At 63.6% G+C, this 21,738-nt stretch carries 19 protein-coding genes; 6 read left to right on the top strand and 13 right to left on the bottom strand.

Annotated elements, in window-relative coordinates:
- Positions 1-6: 6 nt before the first annotated feature.
- The gene (gene gltX / locus E1742_RS06890) at positions 7-1,416 is read right to left on the bottom strand and encodes a glutamate--tRNA ligase (protein WP_134384139.1); all 1,410 of its coding nucleotides are present in this window, start codon (positions 1,414-1,416) and stop codon (positions 7-9) included.
- Positions 1,417-1,501: 85 nt separating this feature from the next.
- Between gltX and E1742_RS06895 the strand changes: the two genes are divergently transcribed.
- Positions 1,502-2,956: a serine hydrolase domain-containing protein gene (locus tag E1742_RS06895; RefSeq protein ID WP_134384140.1), complete on the top strand. Its 1,455-nt coding sequence runs from the start codon at positions 1,502-1,504 to the stop codon at positions 2,954-2,956.
- Positions 2,957-3,133: 177 nt separating this feature from the next.
- Here E1742_RS06895 and E1742_RS06900 read toward each other — a convergent pair whose 3' ends face one another.
- On the bottom strand, positions 3,134-4,225 hold the full coding sequence (locus E1742_RS06900; protein ID WP_134384141.1) for a WD40/YVTN/BNR-like repeat-containing protein: 1,092 nt from the start codon (positions 4,223-4,225) through the stop codon (positions 3,134-3,136).
- Between the two features lie 22 nt (positions 4,226-4,247).
- Positions 4,248-5,330: an iron-sulfur cluster carrier protein ApbC gene (gene apbC, locus E1742_RS06905; RefSeq protein ID WP_134384142.1), complete on the bottom strand. Its 1,083-nt coding sequence runs from the start codon at positions 5,328-5,330 to the stop codon at positions 4,248-4,250.
- A 144-nt stretch (positions 5,331-5,474) separates the two neighbouring features.
- Here apbC and metG point away from each other — a divergent pair, with 144 nt between their 5' ends.
- The gene (gene metG / locus E1742_RS06910; RefSeq protein ID WP_134384143.1) at positions 5,475-7,589 is read left to right on the top strand and encodes a methionine--tRNA ligase; all 2,115 of its coding nucleotides are present in this window, start codon (positions 5,475-5,477) and stop codon (positions 7,587-7,589) included.
- A gap of 35 nt (positions 7,590-7,624) precedes the next feature.
- Positions 7,625-8,110, top strand: a complete 486-nt coding sequence (locus E1742_RS06915) for a GNAT family N-acetyltransferase (protein WP_134384144.1) — start codon at positions 7,625-7,627, stop codon at positions 8,108-8,110.
- A gap of 456 nt (positions 8,111-8,566) precedes the next feature.
- On the opposite strand, the gene E1742_RS06920 is transcribed toward E1742_RS06915, so the two are convergent.
- Positions 8,567-9,472: a DMT family transporter gene (locus E1742_RS06920; RefSeq protein WP_134388073.1), complete on the bottom strand. Its 906-nt coding sequence runs from the start codon at positions 9,470-9,472 to the stop codon at positions 8,567-8,569.
- Between the two features lie 125 nt (positions 9,473-9,597).
- On the opposite strand from E1742_RS06920, the gene E1742_RS06925 reads away from it, so the two are divergent.
- From E1742_RS06925 to panC, 3 genes are read left to right on the top strand one after another with little or no spacing between them, the layout of a single operon-like run.
- Positions 9,598-9,810 (top strand): DUF3460 family protein, encoded by a 213-nt coding sequence (locus E1742_RS06925; RefSeq protein ID WP_134384145.1) that lies wholly within the window; start codon positions 9,598-9,600, stop codon positions 9,808-9,810.
- Positions 9,811-9,836: 26 nt separating this feature from the next.
- Positions 9,837-10,754, top strand: coding sequence for a segregation and condensation protein A (locus E1742_RS06930; RefSeq protein ID WP_134384146.1), 918 nt, complete (start codon positions 9,837-9,839; stop codon positions 10,752-10,754).
- A gap of 23 nt (positions 10,755-10,777) precedes the next feature.
- Entirely contained in the window at positions 10,778-11,617 is an 840-nt protein-coding gene (gene panC / locus E1742_RS06935) for a pantoate--beta-alanine ligase (protein WP_134384147.1), read from the top strand.
- Between the two features lie 136 nt (positions 11,618-11,753).
- Here panC and E1742_RS06940 read toward each other — a convergent pair whose 3' ends face one another.
- The 9 genes from E1742_RS06940 to cheA form a co-directional block, all read right to left on the bottom strand.
- Positions 11,754-12,962 carry an EAL and HDOD domain-containing protein gene (locus E1742_RS06940; protein WP_134384148.1) on the bottom strand — a complete coding sequence of 403 codons (1,209 nt, stop codon included), beginning with the start codon at positions 12,960-12,962 and terminating at the stop codon, positions 11,754-11,756.
- Positions 12,963-13,047: 85 nt separating this feature from the next.
- Complete coding sequence (gene cheZ, locus E1742_RS06945) at positions 13,048-13,707, bottom strand: protein phosphatase CheZ (protein ID WP_134384149.1); 660 nt, start codon at positions 13,705-13,707, stop codon at positions 13,048-13,050.
- A 4-nt stretch (positions 13,708-13,711) separates the two neighbouring features.
- Positions 13,712-14,101, bottom strand: coding sequence for a chemotaxis response regulator CheY (cheY, locus tag E1742_RS06950; RefSeq protein ID WP_028104141.1), 390 nt, complete (start codon positions 14,099-14,101; stop codon positions 13,712-13,714).
- 352 nt (positions 14,102-14,453) lie between these two features.
- Positions 14,454-15,524, bottom strand: coding sequence for a protein-glutamate methylesterase/protein-glutamine glutaminase (locus tag E1742_RS06955; RefSeq protein WP_134384150.1), 1,071 nt, complete (start codon positions 15,522-15,524; stop codon positions 14,454-14,456).
- Between the two features lie 9 nt (positions 15,525-15,533).
- Complete coding sequence (gene cheD / locus E1742_RS06960) at positions 15,534-16,133, bottom strand: chemoreceptor glutamine deamidase CheD (protein ID WP_134384151.1); 600 nt, start codon at positions 16,131-16,133, stop codon at positions 15,534-15,536.
- Positions 16,134-16,145: 12 nt separating this feature from the next.
- Positions 16,146-17,012: a CheR family methyltransferase gene (locus tag E1742_RS06965; protein WP_134384152.1), complete on the bottom strand. Its 867-nt coding sequence runs from the start codon at positions 17,010-17,012 to the stop codon at positions 16,146-16,148.
- A gap of 71 nt (positions 17,013-17,083) precedes the next feature.
- On the bottom strand, positions 17,084-18,835 hold the full coding sequence (locus E1742_RS06970) for a methyl-accepting chemotaxis protein (protein WP_134384153.1): 1,752 nt from the start codon (positions 18,833-18,835) through the stop codon (positions 17,084-17,086).
- A gap of 161 nt (positions 18,836-18,996) precedes the next feature.
- A complete protein-coding gene (locus E1742_RS06975) occupies positions 18,997-19,479 on the bottom strand; it encodes a chemotaxis protein CheW (protein WP_134384154.1) in 483 nt (160 codons plus the stop codon).
- 12 nt (positions 19,480-19,491) lie between these two features.
- Positions 19,492-21,708 carry a chemotaxis protein CheA gene (cheA, locus tag E1742_RS06980; protein ID WP_134384155.1) on the bottom strand — a complete coding sequence of 739 codons (2,217 nt, stop codon included), beginning with the start codon at positions 21,706-21,708 and terminating at the stop codon, positions 19,492-19,494.
- Positions 21,709-21,738 lie beyond the last annotated feature (30 nt).

Here is a 21,738-nt window from a genome sequence, read left to right on the forward strand (position 1 = left end):
CCGGATTTACAGATATTTCGCCAGGCGTGCGGCCACCGTGTCGCGGCCGAACAGCTGCAGCACCGCGTCGATGGCAGGTGTCTGCAACTGGCCCGTCACGATCAGGCGCAGCGGCATGGCGATCTGCGGCATTTTGAGGCCGTTGGCGGCCAGGACTTCCTTGATCATCGCGGCGATGGCTTCCTTGGTCCACTCGACCGTCGCGATGCGCTCGGCGAACTGCGCCAGCGCCGGCTTGACGGCATCCGTGAAGTGCTGCGTCATCAGCGCCGCATCCGGCTGCGGCTGGCGATAGAACAGCATTGCTGCATCGGCCAGTTCGTTGACGGTGTTGGCGCGCTCCTTGAACAGCGCCAGCACGGTGGACAACTCGGGCGCGCCGTCGAACTGTGCCCCCGCTTCCAGCATGCGCGGCTTCGCCAGGCCGGCCAGGCGGGCGTTGTCGGCCTGCTTGATCCAGTGGTTGTTCAGCCACGCCAGCTTCTCGTTGTTGAACTGCGCGGCCGATGCCGTCAGGTGCTCCAGGTTGAACCACTCGCAGAACTGCGCCATCGAGAACACTTCGTCGTCGCCGTGGCTCCAGCCCAGGCGCGCCAGGTAGTTCAGCATCGCCTCGGGCAGGAAGCCCTGCGCCGGGTATTCCATCACGCTGACGGCGCCATGCCGCTTCGACAGCTTCTGGCCGTCCGAGCCCAGGATCATCGGCAGGTGGCCGTATTCCGGCAGCGGTGCGCCGATGGCGCGCAGGATATTGATCTGGCGCGGCGTGTTGTTGACGTGGTCGTCGCCACGCAGCACGTGGGTGATGCGCATGTCCCAGTCATCCACGGCGACGCAGAAGTTGTACGTCGGCGTGCCGTCAGTGCGCGCGATCACGAGATCGTCCAGCTCCTTGTTGGAGATGGTGATCGGGCCCTTGACCACGTCGTTCCACGTGACGTCGCCATCGAGCGGATTCTTGAAGCGCACGACAGGCTTGCGGCCTTCCGGAATGGCCGGCAGCGTCTTGCCTTCTTCCGGACGCCAGGTGCCGTCGTAGCGCGGCTTTTCGCCCGCGGCGCGGAAGCGCTCGCGCATCGCTTCCACTTCCTCCGGCGTGGAGTAGCAATGGTAGGCGGTACCGGCCGCGAGCATCTGGCCGATCACTTCGCGATAGCGGTCCATGCGCTGCATCTGGTAGAACGGACCTTCGTCATGGTCGAGGCCCAGCCACTGCATGCCGTCGATGATGGCCTGCACGGCTTCCGGCGTCGAGCGTTCCACGTCGGTATCCTCGATGCGCAGCACGAACGTGCCGCCGAAGTGGCGTGCGTAGGCCCAGGAATACAGCGCCGTACGGGCGCCGCCCAGGTGGAGGAAGCCGGTCGGGCTGGGGGCGAACCGGGTGCGGACGGGAGTGGCTGGTGCAGTGGTCATCTCGGTATGAAGCGATAGGTATAAAGGGCTTATTTTACCCGCAACTGGCTTATACTCGAATCGACAACAATAAAGGAGCCACGCCTTGTCCAACCGCCCTGCCCTGCCTCTTGCCCTCCCCCTCGCCCTCCCGCTGCTGTTCTGCGCACTGCCCGCCTTCGGCGCCGACGACCCCGCGCTGGCGGGGCGCGTCGCCGCCGTCGAACGGGGCCTGCTGCCCGCCGTCGCCCTGGAAGGCGCGCCACCCGTGAAACGCACGCTGGCTGCCGAAATGGCGCGCCTGGGCGTGCCCGGCGTCAGTATCGCCGTCATCCACGCAGGGGAAGTCGAATGGGCGCGCGGCTATGGCGTCGCCACGCCCGGCGGCGCCCCCGTCACGCCGTCGACGCTGTTCCAGGCCGCGTCCATCAGCAAGCCCGTGACGGCGATGGCGGCACTGAAGATGGTGGAGTCGGGCCAGCTGGCGCTCGATCGCGACATCAACGGCTACACGTCGCTGTGGAAGCTGCCGAAAGACATGGACAACTCGCCCGTCACCCTGCGTCAGCTGCTGTCGCACACGGCCGGCACCACGGTGCACGGCTTTGCCGGCTATGCGGCCGGGGCGCCCGTGCCGACACTGACGCAGCTGCTCAATGGCGCGAAGCCGGCCAACTCGCGCGGCGTGCACGTGGCGGCGCGGCCCGGCACGAAATGGCGCTATTCGGGCGGCGGCTACGAGGTGGTGGAATACGTCATGACGGAGCGGGCGAAGCTGCCGTTCCCGCAGCTGCTGCAACAGACCGTCCTCAAGCCGTTGGGCATGGCGGACAGCAGCTTCGCCCAGCCGCTGCCGGCCATGCAGCTGGCGCGCGCCGCGCTCCCGCACGACAGTACCGGCAAGCCGGTACCCGGCGGCCCGCACACGTATCCGGAACTGGCTGCGGCGGGGTTGTGGACGACGCCCTCGGACCTGGCGAAATTCGCCATCGAAGTGAAACGTTCGGCGGCGGGCCAGTCGAACAAGGTGCTGTCGCAATCGATGACGCAGCTGATGCTCACGCCCGTGCTGGAGAACTTCGGCCTGGGCTGGCGCCTCGACGGCAATGGCCAGACGCAAAGCTTCAGCCACGGCGGCGCCAACGCCGGTTACCAGAACAAGCTGGTCGCCTATACGGAACGGGGCGACGGCGTGATTGTCATGACGAACGCGGACCGTGGCGGCGAGCTGGCGGACCAGCTGGTGCGGGCCGTGGCCGCCGAATACAACTGGCCTACGCAGCGCCCGCGCGTGCGTGCCGCCACGCAGCCCTCGCCCGCCGCGCTGGACACGCTGCCAGGCAAGTACACCATCGCGGGCCTGGGCGACTTCACCATCGCGCGCGCGGGCCAGGGCCTGACGGTGGCGCTGAAAGGCACCGCGATGGAGCCGTTGCACGCGGCGCCCGACGGCAGCTGGTTCGTGACGTCGATGGACGCTGAACTGAAGTTCGAGGGCCGCGATGGCGGCGGGCGGCTCAAGGCGGCGGGGATGGACGTGCCCTTCGCGCGGGCGAAATAGAACGCCTCGCCATCAGGCCGGACACGATGCCCCCTGCGCAGGCTGTCGCCGGGCCGTTGTCGCTATTTCACCGTGACGGTGATGCTCCTGCTGAGCCGGGCCTGCACCGCGCCGGCCAGCAGCAATGCCGCGGCAAGCGCGGAGGCCTTGACGGTCTGCATTTTCACCGCCAAAGGTTCATTTGCTCAGGCGCGGTCCGGTGTACTTCATGATGAGCCCTTTCGACCCCACCGCCCAGCCCACCGTGGGTGAGGCAAAACCCACCGTGTTGACGGGGCGCCGGTCCAGCACCTTCCACGTGCGCCCCGCATCGAGCGAGTAGCCGGAACCGGCCAGCCCTGCCGCGACAAACGAATCGGGCGCACCGGCGACCGGCACGACGACCGACATATACCCGGCCGGCAGCACCGGCGCGGGCGTCCACGTGGCGCCGCCATCGTCGCTGCGGGCGCCGTTCAGCGTGGCCAGGTAACGGTCGGAATAATCGCCGCCCACGGCCAGGCCCACCGAGCTGTCGCGGAAAGCAACGGAGAACACACCTTTGGCCGGCGCACCCGCGGGAATCGGCGTGACGGCCGCCTGCCATGTGCGTCCGCGGTCGGACGAGTGGAACACGCGCGCCTGTGCCCCGCCGCCGGTGGCGAACCACGCGTCATCAAGGCCAGCGACGGACAGGCACGTGCCGCTGGCGGCAAATGCGGCCTCGTTCGGCAAGGCTTTCAGGCCGGCCGCATCGGCGCTCGGCTGCCATGTGGCACCGCCGTCGCCCGTGGTGAGGATCTGATAAGAGCCGTCGACGGGATCGCCGAAGACGATGCCGTTGTCGCGGTCCCAGAAGGCGATGCAGTCCCAGAAACCGCTGGCATCCGGGTTGGTGGCCTGCAGCTGCCAGGTCGCGCCGCCGTCGGCCGTACGGTAGATTCGGGACGAGTCGCCCGGCCCGATGCTGAGCGCAAAGGCCGTATCGGCGTCGAAGGCGTGAATGTCGCGCAGGTCCAGCGCTTCCGCGCCCGCCACGACGAACTTCTGCCAGGTCCTGCCGTCCACGGTGCGCAACACGGTGCCATTCTGGCCGCTGGCCCACGCGACCGTCGCGCTCACGACCGACAGGCCGCGTAGCTGCGCCTGCGTGCCGCTGGGAACAGGCTGCCATACCCGCTGCTTGACCACCGCGTTGGCCGGGTCGGGGGTGGCCCCGATGCTGCTGAACGAAACCGCCAGCAAGGCGGTCAGGGTGATGGCCTTGAAGGCCGAACGTCTCTGCATCATCGCGGCGGGCATGGCACTCCTTTTAGTCGTTTTTGATCACAATCGAAGGGAATTTGCTGCTCATATCCTTGGCCTTCTCGGCCACCTTGATCGCCACCTTGCGGGCGATTTCCTTGTACAGCGTGGCGACCTGGCCGTCCGGATCGGCGACCACCGTCGGCTTGCCGGAATCGGTCTGCTCGCGGATCGCCATCTTGAGCGGCAGCTTGCCGAGGAAGTCCACGCCGAAGTCCGCGCACATCTTCTCCCCGCCGCCGGCACCGAAGATTTCCTCCGTGTGGCCGCAGTTCGAGCAAATATGGGTGCTCATGTTTTCCACCACGCCCAAGATCGGGATGCCGACCTTCTCGAACATCTTGAGGCCCTTGCGCGCGTCCAGCAGCGCGATGTCCTGCGGCGTCGTGACGATGACGGCGCCCGTGACCGGCACCTTCTGCGACAGGGTCAGCTGGATGTCGCCGGTGCCCGGCGGCATGTCGACGACCAGGTAATCCAGTTCACGCCAGTTGGTCTGGTCCAGCAGCTGCTGCAGCGCCTGCGTGACCATCGGGCCGCGCCAGACCATCGGCTCGTCCGGATCGATCAGGAAGCCGATCGACGACACCTGGATGCCGTGGCCTTCCATCGGTTCCATCGTCTTGCCGTCGTTCGACATCGGGCGGCCGGAGACGCCCAGCATCATGGGCTGCGAAGGGCCGTAGATGTCCGCATCGAGCACGCCGACGGTGGCGCCTTCGGCAGCCAGCGCCAGCGCCAGGTTGACGGCCGTCGTCGATTTGCCGACGCCGCCCTTGCCGGAAGCGACGGCGATGATGTTCTTCACGTTCGGCAGGGGCTTGAGGCCGCGCTGCACGGTGTGGGCGATGATCTTGCTGGTGACGTTCAGGGCAATGCCCAGGCCGAACGGCTGCAGCGCGGCCAGGATGCCGGCGCGGATGCCTTCGATCTGGCTGCGGGCCGGGTAGCCCAGTTCGATGTCCAGGGCGATGGCGCCGTTCTCGACCTTCAGGTTGCGGACCGACTTCGTCGTGACAAAGTCCTTGCCGGTGTTCGGATCGATAACCCTGGACAGGGCGGCCTTGACGTCTTCTACTGTGATGCTCATGTATTTCTCCGTTGGTGATGCCGCAGTCTAGCGCAAAACGACGTGGAATACATGCCGCCCGCCTGCCGGCCCGGCGCCGAACGCTGCGCAGCCCGGCCGGTCGCTGTTAAAATGCCTGTTTTCCCTATCTTTTTCGCGCTGACCATGACCCGCAAGCTGTTCGTCACCACTGCCCTGCCCTACGCCAACGCTGCCTTCCACATCGGCCACATGATGGAGTACATCCAGGCCGACATCTGGGTCCGGTACCAGCGCATGCAGGAGCGCGAGGTGCATTTCGTCGGCGCGGACGACACGCACGGCACGCCGATCATGATCGCGGCGGAAAAGGAAGGCATCACGCCGCAGGAATTCGTGGCAAAAATCGCTGCCGGCCGCGCCCAGTACCTGGACGGCTTTCATATCGCTTTCGACAACTGGTACTCCACCGATTCGCCGGAAAACGTCGAGCTGTCGCAGGGCATCTACCGCCGCCTGCGCGACGTGGGCCTGATCCAGACGAAAACGGTCGACCGCTTCTTCGACCCCGTCAAGGGCATGTTCCTGGCCGACCGCAATATCAAGGGCGAATGCCCGAAATGCGGCGCCAGGGACCAGTATGGCGATAATTGCGAGGTATGCGGCGCCGCCTACCAGCCGACGGATCTGGTCAACCCATATTCCGTGTTCACCAACGCCACGCCGGTTCTGAAACCTTCTGAACAGTATTTCTTCAAGCTGTCCGACCCGCGCTGCTTCGAATTCCTGCGCGACTGGCTGAACACGCCGGGCCGCCTGCAGCCGGAAATGGTCAATAAAGTCTCCGAATGGCTGGGAGAATCCGGCGAGAAGCTGGCGGACTGGGATATCTCGCGCGACGCGCCGTATTTCGGTATTCCAATTCCCGATGCACCGGGCAAGTTCTTCTACGTCTGGCTGGACGCGCCTGTGGGCTACCTGGCGTCGCTGAAAAACTACTTCAGCAAGAAAGGCATCGATTTCGACGCGTTCCTCAACGACCCGGACGCGGAGCAGATCCACTTCATCGGCAAGGATATCGTCTCGTTCCACCTGCTGTTCTGGCCTGCGATGCTGAAATTCGCAGGCCATCCCGTGATCGACAAGCTGAAGGTCAACGTGCACGGCCACCTGACCGTCAACAATGAAAAGATGTCCAAGTCGCGCGGCACGGGTATTTCGCCGCTGCGCTACCTGAACCTGGGCATGAATCCTGAGTGGCTGCGTTATTACATCGCCTTCAAGCTGAACTCGAAGGTGGAAGACCTCGACTTCACGGGCGAAGATTTCGTCGCCCGCGTCAATTCGGATCTGATCGGCAAATACGTCAATATCGCCAGCCGCTGCGCCGGCTTCATCGCCAAGAAATTCGACGGCAAGCTGGCAGATCGTCTGTCCGAGACTTCGCTCGACTGGATCAAGCGGGCCCTGACGAACGCCGAAGGCGCCGAGCGCCAGGTCGCCATCGCCGAAAGCTACGAACACCGCGAATTCGGCCGCGCGCTGCGCGAGATCATGGAAATCGCGGACGTGACGAATCAGTACGTCGACGAAAACAAGCCATGGGTGCTTGCCAAGGATGACAGCAAGCTGGCCGAACTGCACGAAGTGTGCACGACGGCACTGATCCTGTTCCGCCAGCTGACGATCCTGCTGTCGCCGGTACTGCCGGGCGTGGCCGCCAACGTGCGCACGTTCCTGAACGACGAGCGCCACACGTGGGCCGACGCGACGCTGGCCGCTGCCGGCACGTCGATGCTGGGCCGCACCATCGGCGCCTACAGCCACCTGATGACGCGCGTCGATGCCAGGATGATCGAAGAGCTGTTCGATGCGCCGAAACCAGCGGCCGCTCCTGCCCCCGCGGCCGCACCGGCCATCGCCGTCTCCGCCAAGCCGGAAGGCATCGAGGAGCTGGCGCCGGAAATCAAGATCGACGACTTCATGAAGATCGACCTGCGCATCGCGCAGATCGTCAACTGCGAACACGTCGAAGGGTCCGACAAATTGCTGCGCCTGACGCTGGACGTGGGCGAAGGCCGCCACCGCAATGTGTTTTCCGGCATCAAGTCGATGTACCAGCCGGAAGACCTGGTCGGCAAGCTGACGGTGATGGTGGCCAATCTGGCGCCGCGCAAGATGAAGTTCGGCATTTCGGAAGGAATGGTATTGGCGGCGTCGAGCGCGGACGAGAAAACCAATCCGGGCATTTATATTCTCAATCCGTGGCCGGGTGCGCAGCCGGGCATGCGGATCCGTTGAAGAAAATACGACGAGGAGACTATGACGAGGCGAATATGCTGAGTGCCTGTACGGTCCGCCCTGCCGACGACGACGACGCCGCATTAATTGCCGGGCTCACGCGCAAAGCGTGGGCCGGCAAGGTCAGCGTCACATCGAGCGGCCACCGTGAAACCGCCGTCCTGGTTGCAGAACATCTGCGCCAGGGCGGCGGTTTTGTTTTGATGGACGAAGAAACCGCTATCGGCTCGGTTCGCTGGCTGCCGCACGATACGGAACCGGGAGTATGGGAAATTCTCAGGATGGGCGTATTGCCCGAATACCGCGGATCCAATATCTCCCAGCATTTGCTGGAGGCCGTGATTCATCACGGCCTGGAGTCCGGGATCGACGAATTGCGCCTGGCCGTGCGGGCCGACCAACCCAAGCTGATCGACTTCTATTCTGCCTTTGCATTCGAGCTGGCACCCGAGCTGGAATACTCTCACGCCAATCCACTGGAGCCGACGCCGCTGGTAATGCGGCGCTTCCTGCGCGATTGATTCCATGCGCTATTGATTTTCATGCGCAATTGATTATCATGCGCGACTGATTCCTCTAAACGATTGATTCCCTCGAACGTTTGATTCTCTTGAACGATTGATCTTCCATGCGATCGCGTCGGCCGGCCTTCAAGAGGATGCAAGCCTATCGGCAATCCGCACGAAAAAACCAGATGGACTTCGGCAGAGGGTGGTCAACCCTGAGTCAAGCCAGAAACAAGCCCAAACGCGCCAATGGCTGGCATGCAGCTCGCGCAAAAGCACCGTACGACGCCCGACGAGGCTATCGTCCAGCGGTCGTGGCAATCGGCTTAGGGGGCTTGTTGGGTGCGTTATCGCAGCCGGCGAGCAGGAACCCGGCGGTAATAAGCACAAGCATTAATCTCTGCATGGACTGCCCTCCGGCTTTGGGGTAGGCCTTACGCTAGCAGAACGCGGCGGCGGACGTCGCACGGATTATGACGGCCGTCGCGACGACACGATAATCCCGCCGACAATCAGCAGGAATGCAATGCCATGATAAACATGCGGCAGTTCGCCTAGAAACGCGGACGACAGCAGCGCGGCAAACAAGGGCGTCAGGTTGCTGAAGAAGGCCGCAATGGCGGGGCCGGCACGGCGCACGCCTTCGCCCCAGCAGCGAAATGCAATCACGGCCGGGCCGATGGCGACGTACGCCAGCACCAGGATTAATGTCCAGTTCCAGTGCACGGTCGCATCGGATAAAGTCCATTCCCCTGCCGCGAATAACCCCGACCACAGGACACCGAATCCCACCTGGGCGAGCAGATAGCCGGCCCAATCGGCGCGCAGGGAAACGGGCTCCGTCGTGCGCGTGAGCAGCCAGCTGTATAACGACCAGGCGATCGTGGCAAGGATCATGAATAAATCGCCGGCAACGAGCCGCAATGCCAGCAAATGGGCCAGATCGCCGCGCGCCAGTACCAGCAATACGCCTGCAATCGACAGGACGGCACCGGCGACCTGGCGCCGGGTAACGCTGGCATTGAAGAACAGCCAGCCCGTCAGCATCATCCAGACGGGCATCCCTGCCGCCACCAGGGTGACATTGATGGGCGTGCTGCTTTGCAGCGCCAGATATTGCAGGGCGTTATATAACCCGACACCGAGCAGGCCCAGCAGCGCGAAGCGGCGCCAATGCCGCCACAGTTCGCTATCGCGGCGGAACACCGGTCCCGCCAGCGGCAGCAGGATGAGCAGCGCCAGCAGCCAGCGCAGGAAATTGAGCAGGATGGGCGGCACCATGTCGTGCACGACGCGGCCAGCGATGGCATTGCCTGCCCACAGCAAGGGCGGCAGGGTCAGCAGAAAGACGGTTTGCAGGTTCAGTCGCGCATTCATTGCTGAGAAGAATAACCCATCTGGCAACCCGTCGCAGGCGTACGACAGAAATTCCCTGTGGCATGCCGCAGCGCGGTAAAATAGGTGTCGGTTTTCTTTTTCACGCACTAACCTAGACACCAGACATGAAATTCCTGTTCAAGCAACACCGCGGTTACGAATCCGACCACACCCAGTTCATCAAGAGTCTGAAGGAAAAGAACCCGGCCATCGAAAAAGGTCAGCAGGAAGGCCGTTCGCTGCTGTGGGACAAGGCCCCGCTGTCGCTCGACGAGCGTGCACGCCAGCGCGATTCCGCCATCCAACAACAGGCTTACGTCTACCAGAACAAGCTGTAACCGGCTGACGCCACAGGACGGCACGCATGCAGCCTCACGACGCGGCAGACGAGACGGCAAACCTTGCCGCCAATGCCGCGCCACCGGCGGACGCCCGCGAGGGCACGCCGGCAGCACAGGGCGGCGGGCCGGATATCCAGGCTGGCGCCCTCCCGGAAGTGGACGGTGCCGGCTTCGCACGCCTCTATGGCGAACCGCTGCTGCACCTGCCGACCGACCTGTACATCCCGCCCGACGCGCTGGAAATCTTCCTTGACGCTTTCGAAGGTCCGCTGGACCTGCTGCTGTATCTGATCCGCCGCCAGAACTTCAATATCCTCGACATCCCGATGGCGCAGGTTACGCTGCAATATCTGAAGTACGTCGACCAGATCCGGCTGTCCAACCTGGAATTGGCCGCCGAGTATCTGCTGATGGCCGCCATGCTGATCGAGATCAAGTCGCGCATGCTGCTGCCGCAGCGCCAGCACGAGATCGAAGCGGAACTTGACGATCCCCGCGCCGAGCTGGTGCGCCGCCTGCTGGAGTATGAGCAGATCAAGCTGGCCGCCGTCGACATCAACCGGATTCCCCAGCTGGACCGGGATTTCGTGCGCACGCAGATCTTCATCGAGCAGAGCCTGATTCCCGTCTGGCCGGACGTGGCGCCGGAGGACCTGCAGGCTGCGTGGCGTGGCCTGCTGAAGCGGGCAACCCTGAAACAGCATCACAAGATTTCACGCGAAGAACTGTCCGTGCGCGAGCACATGACGATGATCCTTCGCCGGCTGCAGTCGCAGCGCTTCGTCGAGTTCGCCGACCTGTTCGACGTCGCCGGCGGCGTGCCCGTCCTGGTCGTGAACTTTGTCGCGATGCTGGAACTGGCCAAAGAAACCCTGATCGAAATTACCCAGGCCGAACCGTTTGCGCCCATCTATGTGCGCCTCGCGTACTCGCCTGTCTGACCCATCGGTAACCATAAAAGACCATGAAAATCATCTCGTCCATCGAAGAGCTGCGCGATCAACTGAGCGGCCAGCTGCGCACCGCGTTTGTCCCTACCATGGGCAACCTGCACGAAGGCCACCTGTCATTGATGCGCCTGGCGCGCCGGCACGGCGATCCTGTCGTCGCATCGATCTTCGTCAACCGGCTGCAGTTCGGCCCGAACGAAGACTTCGACAAATATCCGCGCACGTTCCAGGCAGACGTCGAAAAGCTGGAAAAGGAAGGCGTCTACGTGCTGTTCGCGCCGACCGAGAAGGATCTGTACCCCGAGCCGCAGGAGTACCGCGTGCAGCCGCCGGACGGCCTGGGCAATACGCTGGAAGGCGAGTTCCGTCCCGGCTTCTTCAACGGCGTCTGCACTGTCGTTACCAAACTGTTTTCGTGCGTGCAGCCACGCGTGGCCGTGTTCGGCAAGAAGGACTACCAGCAGCTGATGATCGTCCGCAACATGGCGCGCCAGTTCGCGCTGCCGACGGAAATCATCGGCGCGGAAACGTTCCGTGCCGAGGACGGCCTGGCGCTGTCGTCGCGCAATATGTACCTGTCGGCCAGCGAGCGCGCCGAAGCGCCGGCGCTGTACGAGTCGCTCAACTACGTGGCCAACGAAATGCGCGCCGGCCACCTGGACATCTTCCAGCTGGAACACAAGGCCATGGACGAGCTCGCCCAGCGCGGCTGGAATCCCGACTACATCAGCATCCGCAAGCGCAGCGACCTGCAACCGCCAAATGCGGGCGACCTCGCGCAAGGCGCGCCGCTCGTCGTGTTGGCCGCAGCCAAGCTGGGCACCACGCGCCTGATCGACAACCTGGAAATCTGAACACTACACTGAGCTCGTAACAACATCGGGGTCAGGCACGAATGTTGTCACGGCCCCGGCAGTGAAAGCGTCGTAAGACCGCCTACGGCTGTGCTCGCGACAGTTTTTGTGCCTGACCCCGATGTTGTCAGCGGGCTCAGGCGGTGACGTTCTGCGTCCACGCGAGCGCGGACAGGTGGGCTTTGTTGACGTCCGCCGGGGTGACGTTCAGGGTGGCAGCCAGCGACGATACGAGCGTCGAGTTCAGCTCGCACGCTTCGGCCAGCGCGAGATACGGGCCGTAGCGTCCGCCCCGCTCCAGCAGCGCTTCGACTACCTCGTCGGACAGCTGAATCGTTTCCAGCACCTCCTTCATCGGCAGTCCGAGCAATCGGTCCAGCAGCGAGAACATGCCGGCGACGAAGACGTTTTCCGCCTCCGCTCGGCCGAGTTTTTCCACGCTCAGCAGTTCGGCCAGGCGGCCGCGCACGACAGCCGTTTCCAGCAGCACGGGCGAATAGCCGGACGTGCTGGCCGTGGCCAGCAGTAACGTCAGCCAGCGGTACAGCGGCTGGTAGCCCAGCAGGGTGATAGCCTGTTTCAGCGACTGGATCTCGCGGCCGATACCGAAGCCGGCGGAGTTGATGTAGCGCAGCAGTTTGTATGACAGTGCCGCGTCGCGCTTGAGCACGCTCTCCAGTTTCGCCACGTCCGCATTCGCGTTCACCATCTGCATCAGCTGCAGGATGACGGTCTGGGCCGGGTTCAGCCCCTTCGTCTCCGTGCCGGGACGGGGCGTCAGGTGCAGCTTGCCGACAAACGCATCGATGCCCAGCGCGGCACAGGCGTCGAAGTCGGCCCAGGTTGCCACGGGCCGCCCCACCATCCGTACCGACGACTGCTTCAGCGCCGCATACGTACGGGCCTGGGATGCCACATCGGCGCCCGTGAAACGCACTTCCACATAGGAGCAGATCCCTGGCAGCCGGTTGCCGGCGCGGGCGATATCGCAGTTGCGCAGCAGGATGCCGACGTCGCCTGCCCGCAACGCGCGCACGGCGGCCAGCGTGTCGGGATTGGCCAGCTCGCGCGTGGCGATCGACAGCACGGTGTGTTGCGGCGGGAGGTTGTACAGCGCATCGGTCGAGAGCATCGCCGGCACCGCCTCGAGGAACAGGGTCTTGTCGCGCAACAGCCAGCCGCGCTCGGGATCGTTGACCTGCCCGGCGACAAAGCCGACCAGGTCCTCCAGCTCGGCCTGCGTGGGCGCGACACCGGCATTGTGCTGCCAGGTAAGCTCGTAGCCGACCACGCGCTGGTGCGGGTCCAGCAGCGGCTCACGCAGGAGGAAATGGGTCTGGTGCATTATGGATGTCGGTGAACCAGCGTGCGCGGCGCGGGGGCCGCGGCAAGGAGAGCGGGTGGCCAGCGGGGCCGTTGTCCCGCCCCGGTCAGAAGCCCAGGCTGTCCAGCAGGTCGTCGACCTGGCCCTGGTCGGCCACTACGCCTTCGGCACTTGCGTCGATCTGCGGACCGTTCAGCAAACCGGTATCGAGTTCCTTTTTCAGTTCCTCGGGCGCGAAATCGATCAGCGTCTGCACCAGCTGCTTTTCCAGGTTCTGGGCAATCGACGTGACGCGCTTGATCACCTGGCCCGTCAGGTCCTGGAAATCCTGCGCCATCATGATGTCCATCAGGTGGCCTTTCGTGACCACGGTAGCGTCCGATGCCGAATCCAGCGCCGCAATCGTGCGCTGCGCCAGTTCGCGCCAGTCGCCCTGGCTGCCCTGGCCGCCCTGGCCGTCCAGCAGTGCCTGCCAGGAAGCCGTCAGCGCCTTGGCGTCGCGATGGATCCCGTCCTGCAGCGGACCCGCCTCGTCCGTGGCATTCAACACCTTCTGCGCCGCGTCTTCGCTCAGGCGTGCCACGTAGTCGAGGCGGTCGCGTGCGTCGGGAATGTCGGACGCCGCTTTCTCGATCAGTTTGTCCAGGCCCAGGCCACGCAGGTTCTCGTGCAGCGCACGGGTCATGTGCCCGATGCGCGACAGGAACTCCTCGTTGGGATCCCCCACGGTCGCGCCCGCTAACGCTCCGACTGCTTGCTCGACCATGAAATCAGGCTCCGAGCTTTTCAAAGATCTTGTTCAGTTTTTCGTCCAGCGTCGCGGCCGTGAAAGGCTTGACGACGTAGCCGTTGGCGCCCGCCTGCGCGGCCGCGATGATGTTTTCCTTCTTCGCCTCGGCGGTCACCATCAGAACCGGCAGCTTGGCCAGCGCGGGATCGGCGCGAATATTCTGCAGCATCGTCAGGCCGTCCATGTTCGGCATGTTCCAGTCGGACACGACGAAGTCGAACTGCTCGGCACGCAGCTTCGCCAGCGCCATGACGCCGTCTTCCGCTTCGTCCACATTGGCATAACCCAGTTCTTTCAACAGATTCCGGACGATGCGGCGCATCGTCGAGAAGTCGTCAACAACTAAAAATTTCATCTTTGGATCAGCCATGAATTACTCCGTTGATTCTTTATAACGCGGTTGTTAAATTTTGCGCTGACGCATTGAACGCTGCGTCAGCGCCAAAAGGCTTTAATAAGGGTCTGGCTCGAGTGTCTGACTCAGGGTGCGCTTCCAGCACCCTGGCTCTGCAAATAATAGAAGGCACGGCTTTGAACCATCAGCAAGTTGTAGCATAGCATTATCGTTACCCGTAGGGAACACCACATCCTGTCACTGCCGGTAAAAAACCGAATACCGTATCAATCCCGCAAGGGAACGTATCGATCACGCGACGCTTGCGACCGCCTGCCCTGTACGGACTTGCTCTACCGTCAACAGACCCACATCCAAGACACGCTTCTCAAACACGCAATGCGCGCATGCCGTGCTGTGCCAAATGCCCGAGCACCATGCCTGGCAGCGCCTGCAGCGCGCCCACTTCATGCGTGGCCCCGACGGCGATGGCTTCGCGCGGCATGCCGAACACGACGCAACTGGCTTCATCCTGGGCAAAATTATACGCCCCGGCTGTCTTCATCTCCAGCATACCAGCAGCACCGTCCTTGCCCATGCCCGTCAGGATCACGCCTACCGCATTTTTACCCGCATGTTGCGCCGCCGAGCGGAACAGCACGTCCACGGACGGCCGGTGCCGGTTGACGGGCTCGCCCTGGTCGAGTTTCGTCATGTAGTTCGCGCCGGAGCGCGCCAGCAGCAGGTGCGAGTGGCCCGGCGCGATATACGCGTGGCCCGGCAGTACCCGCTCGTTGCCCGCCGCTTCCTGCACCGAGATCTTGCACAGCGAATCCAGGCGTTTTGCAAACGAGCGCGTGAACCCTTCCGGCATGTGCTGCGTGATCAGGATACCCGGGCAGTCGGACGGCATCTGCATCAGAAATTCCCGGATCGCTTCCGTACCGCCCGTGGAAGCGCCCACGATAATCAGTTTTTCAGAAGACATCAGCGGATTGCGTAATTGTGGCAGGGGTACGCTGCCTTCGGCGCCCGCTTGCGGCAGCGTACGGGCACGGATGCGCGCCTTCGACGCCGCGCGGATCTTGTCCGCGATCAGGTCCGTGTATTCGCGCATCCCCGTCTGGATCGAGATCTTCGGTTTCGTCACGAAATCGACGGCGCCCAGTTCCAGCGCGCGCATCGTGATTTCCGAACCCCGCTCCGTCAGCGACGATACCATGACGACGGGCATCGGCCGCAGCCGCATCAGTTTTTCCAGGAAGTCGAGGCCGTCCATCTTCGGCATCTCGACGTCGAGGGTCAGCACATCCGGATTGGTCTGCTTGATCAGCTCGCGCGCGACCAGCGGGTCGGGCGCGGTGCCGACCACCTTCATGTCCGGCTGGCTGTTGATAATTTCGGTCATGACGCTGCGGATCAGCGCGGAGTCGTCGACCACCAGTACTTTGATTGTCATCTGGGCCTCTTAGAACAGCTCGATCTCACCAGCCACCGGCTGGACCTTCAGGCGGCTCGCGTATTCGATTTCGCGCTTGGCCAGCGTGTCGTTATGGGTCTGCATCAGTTTCTTGACAAGTACCTTGCCGGTACGGGGGAAAAAATACACCTTGCGCGGATAGATGTCGTTCAGGTCTTCCGCGACGATGCGTATGCGTTCGTTCTTGAGAAACGTCTGGACGAAGGCGGCGTTGCGCTCGCCCACGTTCATGGCCGTGAAGCCCTTCAGCACCGCCCCGCCGCCGAAGACCTTGGCCTCCAGGTTCTCGCGCCGGGCGCCGGACTTCAGCAGGCTGTTGATCAGGATCTCCATGGCAAAGGTGCCGTAGCGCGCGGACGCGGAGACGGGGCTGTTGTTGTCCGCCCCGCCGTCGGGCAGCATGAAGTGGTTCATGCCGCCCAGGCCGGAGACCCGGTCGCGGATGCAGGCCGAGACGCACGAGCCCAGCACGGTGACGATCAGCATGTCCTTGGCGGTGTAATAGTATTCGCCAGGCAGGATCTTGGCCGCCTGGGTGTCGAACGTCCGGTCGTAGTAGACGTTGGTGGCGACGTGGTCGGTGTTCATGGTGTCCCGTTCTTATGCTCGTTGGGGCATCGCGCGGTTGGCGCCGGAGGAACGCTCGTCCAGCTCGTAGACGGTCTTGCCGCGCAGCTTGAGCGAATCCGACACGTACAGGAAGTTCTCGGAATGGCCCGCGAACAGCAGCGCATCCGGCTTCATCAGCGGCACGAAGCGCGAGAGGATCTTGCGCTGCGTGGCCTTGTCGAAGTAGATCATCACGTTGCGGCAGAAGATCACGTCGAACGGGCCGCGGATGTCCCACTTCTCGTCCAGCAGGTTGAGCTGGCGGTACGTGATCAGCTGGCGCAGTTCGGGGCGTGCCCGCACCATGCCGGCCTTATCGCCCTTCCCCTTCAGGAAGAACTTGCGCTGCTGTTCAGCCGTGAGCTTGTCGATGCGGTCGATCGGATAGACGCCGTTGGCAGCCGTGGCCAGCACGTTGGTGTCGATATCGGTGGCGATGATGTGCACCGGCGGCGTCAAGCTGTTGAATGCCTCGCACACCGTCATCGCGATGGAATACGGTTCTTCGCCGGTGGAGCTGGCGGAGCACCAGATGTTGAGCTGTTCGCCGCGGTGCTTCTTCACGTGCTCGGCGAGCAGCGGGAAATGGTGCGCTTCGCGGAAGAACGACGTCAGGTTGGTGGTGAGCGCGTTGGTGAACGACTCCCACTCGTTGCCCAGGCGACCCGCTTCGAGGTCGTCCAGGTATTTGACGAACGATGAAATGCCGGTGGCGCGCAGGCGGCGCGCCAGCCGGCTGTACACCATCTCCTGCTTGCTGTCGGCCAGCGCGATGCCGGCCCGTTTGTAGATCATGCCGCGCACTCTTTCGAAATCGCGGCTGTTGAACTCAAACTCCTTGACGGTGTCCTTGGACATTATCCTTATCCTTGCTTGACCGGGAGCTTACATAACACGCGGCCGCCTCCCGGAGGCGGCCGCGCCAGACATCAGAATTCTTCCCAGTCGTCGCCGGCAGGTGCCGTCGCCGCCTTGGCCGATGTCTTCGTCGCGCTCTTGGCTGCAGGCGCCGGTGCCGCCGGCGCGGCCGGATGCACCGTCACGGCACGGACCGCCGACTTGACAGCCGGTTTTGCAGCAGGCTTGGCCAGCTGCGCCTTCGCTGCCACCGGCACGCGTGCCACGGCCGCACCCGCGTCGCCCAGCTTGAAGATGCTGACCGCCTCGCCCAGCTGCTGCGCCTGCTGCTGCATGCTTTCCGCCGCTGCCGCCGCTTCTTCCACGAGCGCCGCGTTACGCTGGGTCATTTCGTCCATCGTCGTGATGGCCTGGTTGACTTCCTCGATGCCGTTGCTCTGTTCCTGCGTTGCCGCCGTGATCTCGCCCATGATGTCGGCGACCTGCTTGATCGACGTCACGATCTGCCCCATCGTCTGGCCGGCCTCGTCCACCAGCTTGCCGCCCGCATCGACCTTCGACACGGAGTCGTCGATCAGCGCCTTGATTTCCTTGGCGGCGCTGGCCGAACGCTGCGCCAGGTTGCGCACTTCCGATGCCACGACCGCGAAGCCGCGGCCCTGCTCGCCGGCACGCGCCGCTTCCACCGCGGCGTTCAGCGCTAGGATGTTGGTCTGGAACGCGATGCCGTCGATGACGCCGATGATGTCGACGATCTTGCCCGAGCTTTCCTTGATGGAGCCCATCGTATCGACCACTTGCGCCACCACGGTGCCGCCCTTGACGGCGACGGACGATGCCGTTGCCGCCAGCTGGTTGGCCTGGCGGGCGTTGTCGGCGTTCTGCCTGACCGTCGACGTCAGTTCTTCCATCGAGCTGGCCGTCTCTTCCAGCGAGCTGGCCTGCGCTTCCGTACGGGCCGACAGGTCGGCGTTGCCCGAAGCAATTTCATGGGACGCCTGGGTGATCGTCTCGGTGCCACTGCGCACCTTGCTGACGGTCGACACAAGGCTGTCGTTCATGTCCCTCAATGCCTGCAACAGTTCGCTTGTTTCATCCTTGCCTTCGACATGCACCTGCGATGTCAGTTCGCCGGCGGCGACGCGCTTGGCCACCTGCACGGCGCCGGCCAGCGGCACGACGATCGAACGGGTCGTGAACAGCGCGCAGACAATGCCGACCCCGACGCCGATCGCGCCCAGTACCAGCGTGATCATCATGACACGGTTGTCGGCCTGCACGGAGCGGTCCTGGAACGCCTGGGTGGCCTTGTGCTCGATGTCCACCAGGTTGTTCAGCGCCGTCAGCGTGCGGGTGTTCAGCGGGTCGATCTTGCCGGCGATGATCTTCGTCGCGCCTTCGGCGTTGAAGGCGAGTACCTGCGCCATCGCTTCCTTGAACGCCGTATCGACGTCCTTGTCCAGCGCGGCCAGTTCGCCCAGCACTTTCTTCTCGGCGTCGTCCAGGCCCAGCGATTCGAGCTTGCCACGGGCGGCTTCGTAGCGCTGGCGCTGCGCCTTGACCTTCTCTTCTTCCTTCTGCATCAGCTCGACGTCGGACTGCAGGCCGATATTGCGCATGGCGATGCCCGATTCCAGCATCGCGCTCTTCATCGCGCTGGCCTGCATGCTCTTGTTGCTGGTCAGTTCCAGCCCTTGCATCAGCTGCGCCTTGTTGCTCATGTTCATGCTGTTCGAAGACAGCACCAGCGCTACGAGGATCAGCAGAATGATGCCGAACCCGAAGCCGAGTCTTGTACCGATTTTGTAATTACGAACACTCATATCGCGTCCCTACCCTTTGATTGATGAAACACCGGCTCGCCTTCTGCGAGGCGATTGCCTCTGTTAATACAAAAATTGTCTTCGCTGCACCGCAATTTTTTGGGCGGGACGTCGGTTCATTCTGGCGTTGCGACGGCCCCCTGCGGGTGGCCGTCCCGTGCTCAGGCGGCCATTTGTTCGATCAGGCCCATCTCCGGACTGGACATCAGCTTGTTGATGTCCACCAGGATCAGCATGCGTTCGTCGATCGTGCCGAGTCCGATCATGTACTCGGTCGAGAACGCGGTGCCCATTTCCGGAGCCGGCCTGATCTGGTCCGGTTCCAGCGTCGTCACATCGGACACGCTGTCGACCACCATGCCGACCACGCGCCCGTTGATGTTCAGGATGATCACGACGGTGAACTGGTCGTACACCGGCTCGCCCAGGTTGAACTTGATGCGCATGTCCACCACGGGGATGATGATGCCGCGCAGGTTGATGACGCCCTTGATGAATTCCGGCGCGTTGGCGATCCGCGTGACGGCTTCGTAGCCGCGGATTTCCTGCACCTTCAGGATGTCGATGCCGTATTCCTCGGCGCCCAGCTTGAAGGCCAGGAACTCGTGTCCCGCGATGTCGGCGTTGGTGGTGACTTCTGCCATGGTGTTTCCTTGTCAGTTCAATGTATTCAGAATGGATTCGTCCGCCAGCTGGCGCGAGGAGCGGATCAGGGCGGCCACGTCCAGGATCAGCGAGACGCCACCGTCGCCCAGGATCGTCGCGCCGCTGATGCCGGCCACTTTCCGGTAGTTCGATTCCAGGTTCTTCACGACGACCTGCTGCTGGCCAACCAGTTCGTCGACGAACAGGCAGGCCTTGCGCCCTTCCGTTTCCAGGATCACGAGGATGCCCTCGGACGGATCGGTAAAGCGCGGCTCGATCTCGAACATCTGGTACAGCGGGATCAGGGGCAGGTATTCGCCGCGCACCTTGACCACGCGGCCCTTGCCCGTGATTTCCTTGACGTCCTCGCGCGCCGGCTGCATCGATTCGATGACGAAGCCCAGTGGCAGGATGTACACCTCCTCGCCCACCCGGATCGACATGCCGTCCAGGATCGCCAGCGTCAGCGGCAGCGAGATCGACATCGTCGTGCCGAACCCCTTGGCCGAACGGATGTCCACGGTGCCGCCCATCGCCGTGATGTTGCGCTTGACGACATCCATGCCGACGCCGCGGCCCGACACGTCCGTCACCTGCTCGGCCGTCGAGAAGCCAGGCGCGAAGATCAGCTGCCACACTTCCGCGTCGGGCATGCTGTCCGACACCGGCAGGCCGCTCTGCCTGGCCTTGGCGAGAATCTTCTCGCGGTTCAGGCCGGCGCCATCGTCCGACACCTCGATGATGATGTTGCCGCCCTGGTGCGTGGCCGACAGGAACAGCCGGCCCGCATCCGTCTTGCCCGCCGCGCGGCGCACTTCCGGCATCTCGATGCCATGGTCGATGCTGTTGCGCACCAGGTGCGTCAGCGGGTCGACGATGCGTTCGATCAGACCCTTGTCCAGTTCCGTCGCGGCGCCGTTGGTGATGAAATCGACCTTCTTGCCCAGCTTCGACGCCAGGTCGCGCACCATGCGCGGGAAGCGCGAGAACACGAAGTCCATCGGCATCATGCGGATCGACATCACCGCTTCCTGCAGATCGCGCGTATTGCGGGTCAGCTGGCCCACGGACGCCAGCAGGCGTTCGTGTACCATCGGATCGAGCGTTTCGACGCGCTGCTCGATCATCGCCTGCGTGATCACGAGCTCGCCCACCAGGTTGATCAGCTGGTCGACCTTCTCGATCGACACGCGGATCGACGACGACTCGGCGCCGTGCGCGGGAGCCTTCTCAACGTCCTTCTTCGCCGGCTTTTTCTCTTCCTCGACAGCCTTTTCGGCCGGCGGCGCATCCTGGATGCCCGCCGCTGCACGGATCTGTTCCACGGGCTGGAAGAAGCCGTAGCCGCGTGCCTCGTCCGCGCCTTCGCTCGCCTGCGCCCGGATTTCGTCGAGCGGCTGGAAGAAGCCGTAGCCCTGCCCTTCGGCCGCGCCGGCGGCCGTCTTGCCCGCTTCCGATTTCGGCAGCGGGTCGAAGAACCCATAACCCAGGTCGTTCTCGACCTTGTCGCGTTCGGCCTGTTCGCGCGCGGCCTGCTCCGGCGTCAGCACCGGCAGTTCCGCGATCGTCATCTCTTCCGTGTTCAGCACGAACGAGCAGATGGCGATGATGTCGTCCAGGCTTTCATGCGTGGTGACGACCATCGCGTTGCGCTCGTTGTCGAGCGGCGTGACGATGACGTGCGCCAGCAGGCCCAGTTCGGCGGCCAGCGCCGTCACTTCGCGATGCGCCATCTTCGGCAGTTCGAGACGATAGCGGCGCCCGCCGCTGTGATCGACCGTCTCGTCCTCGCCGGCGGTCTGGAACGCGGGCGCCACATGGGCGATCGCGGCCAGCGGCACGTCCTGTGCCAGGTGCTGCAGCATCATGCGCACGTCGCCGACGGCATCCTGGTCCACGGCCGTGCCGAGGCGGTGGCCGTCCAGCTGCATCTTCAGCGCGTCCTTGGCGGCCAGGAACGCATCCACGTGCTCGCCCGTGAGCGCCATCTCGCCCTTGCGGATCCGGTCCAGCAGCGTCTCGAGGATGTGCGTCACCTCCGTCATGTCGGACAGGCCGAACGTCCCCGCGCCCCCCTTGACGGAGTGCGCGGTGCGGAAGATCGCGTTCAGATCTTCTTCGTCCGGCGCGCCGACATCGACGGCAAGCAGCAGCCTTTCCATTTCAGCCAGCAGTTCCTCGGCCTCGTCGAAGAAGACCTGGAAGAACTGGCTTATATCGATGGTCATGGCGAGACTCCGTCAAATAAGCTCAGGGAG

The sequence above is a fragment of the Pseudoduganella plicata genome (assembly GCF_004421005.1).
Taxonomy (GTDB): domain Bacteria; phylum Pseudomonadota; class Gammaproteobacteria; order Burkholderiales; family Burkholderiaceae_D; genus Rugamonas; species Rugamonas plicata.

What these genes read in the sequence shown, in the direction of transcription:
- E1742_RS06925 (WP_134384145.1), top strand. Translation starts at nt 9,598, where the DNA reads ATGAAATTCCTGTTCAAGCAACACCGCGGTTACGAATCCGACCACACC.
- cheZ (WP_134384149.1), bottom strand. Translation starts at nt 13,707, where the DNA reads ATGGTCGAGCAAGCAGTCGGAGCGTTAGCGGGCGCGACCGTGGGGGAT.
- E1742_RS06920 (WP_134388073.1), bottom strand. Translation starts at nt 9,472, where the DNA reads ATGAATGCGCGACTGAACCTGCAAACCGTCTTTCTGCTGACCCTGCCG.
- cheD (WP_134384151.1), bottom strand. Translation starts at nt 16,133, where the DNA reads ATGAACACCGACCACGTCGCCACCAACGTCTACTACGACCGGACGTTC.
- E1742_RS06930 (WP_134384146.1), top strand. Translation starts at nt 9,837, where the DNA reads ATGCAGCCTCACGACGCGGCAGACGAGACGGCAAACCTTGCCGCCAAT.
- gltX (WP_134384139.1), bottom strand. Translation starts at nt 1,416, where the DNA reads ATGACCACTGCACCAGCCACTCCCGTCCGCACCCGGTTCGCCCCCAGC.
- cheA (WP_134384155.1), bottom strand. Translation starts at nt 21,708, where the DNA reads ATGACCATCGATATAAGCCAGTTCTTCCAGGTCTTCTTCGACGAGGCC.
- E1742_RS06975 (WP_134384154.1), bottom strand. Translation starts at nt 19,479, where the DNA reads ATGGCAGAAGTCACCACCAACGCCGACATCGCGGGACACGAGTTCCTG.
- metG (WP_134384143.1), top strand. Translation starts at nt 5,475, where the DNA reads ATGACCCGCAAGCTGTTCGTCACCACTGCCCTGCCCTACGCCAACGCT.
- panC (WP_134384147.1), top strand. Translation starts at nt 10,778, where the DNA reads ATGAAAATCATCTCGTCCATCGAAGAGCTGCGCGATCAACTGAGCGGC.
- apbC (WP_134384142.1), bottom strand. Translation starts at nt 5,330, where the DNA reads ATGAGCATCACAGTAGAAGACGTCAAGGCCGCCCTGTCCAGGGTTATC.
- E1742_RS06940 (WP_134384148.1), bottom strand. Translation starts at nt 12,962, where the DNA reads ATGCACCAGACCCATTTCCTCCTGCGTGAGCCGCTGCTGGACCCGCAC.
- E1742_RS06955 (WP_134384150.1), bottom strand. Translation starts at nt 15,524, where the DNA reads ATGACAATCAAAGTACTGGTGGTCGACGACTCCGCGCTGATCCGCAGC.
- E1742_RS06900 (WP_134384141.1), bottom strand. Translation starts at nt 4,225, where the DNA reads ATGATGCAGAGACGTTCGGCCTTCAAGGCCATCACCCTGACCGCCTTG.
- cheY (WP_028104141.1), bottom strand. Translation starts at nt 14,101, where the DNA reads ATGGCTGATCCAAAGATGAAATTTTTAGTTGTTGACGACTTCTCGACG.
- E1742_RS06965 (WP_134384152.1), bottom strand. Translation starts at nt 17,012, where the DNA reads ATGTCCAAGGACACCGTCAAGGAGTTTGAGTTCAACAGCCGCGATTTC.
- E1742_RS06915 (WP_134384144.1), top strand. Translation starts at nt 7,625, where the DNA reads ATGCTGAGTGCCTGTACGGTCCGCCCTGCCGACGACGACGACGCCGCA.
- E1742_RS06970 (WP_134384153.1), bottom strand. Translation starts at nt 18,835, where the DNA reads ATGAGTGTTCGTAATTACAAAATCGGTACAAGACTCGGCTTCGGGTTC.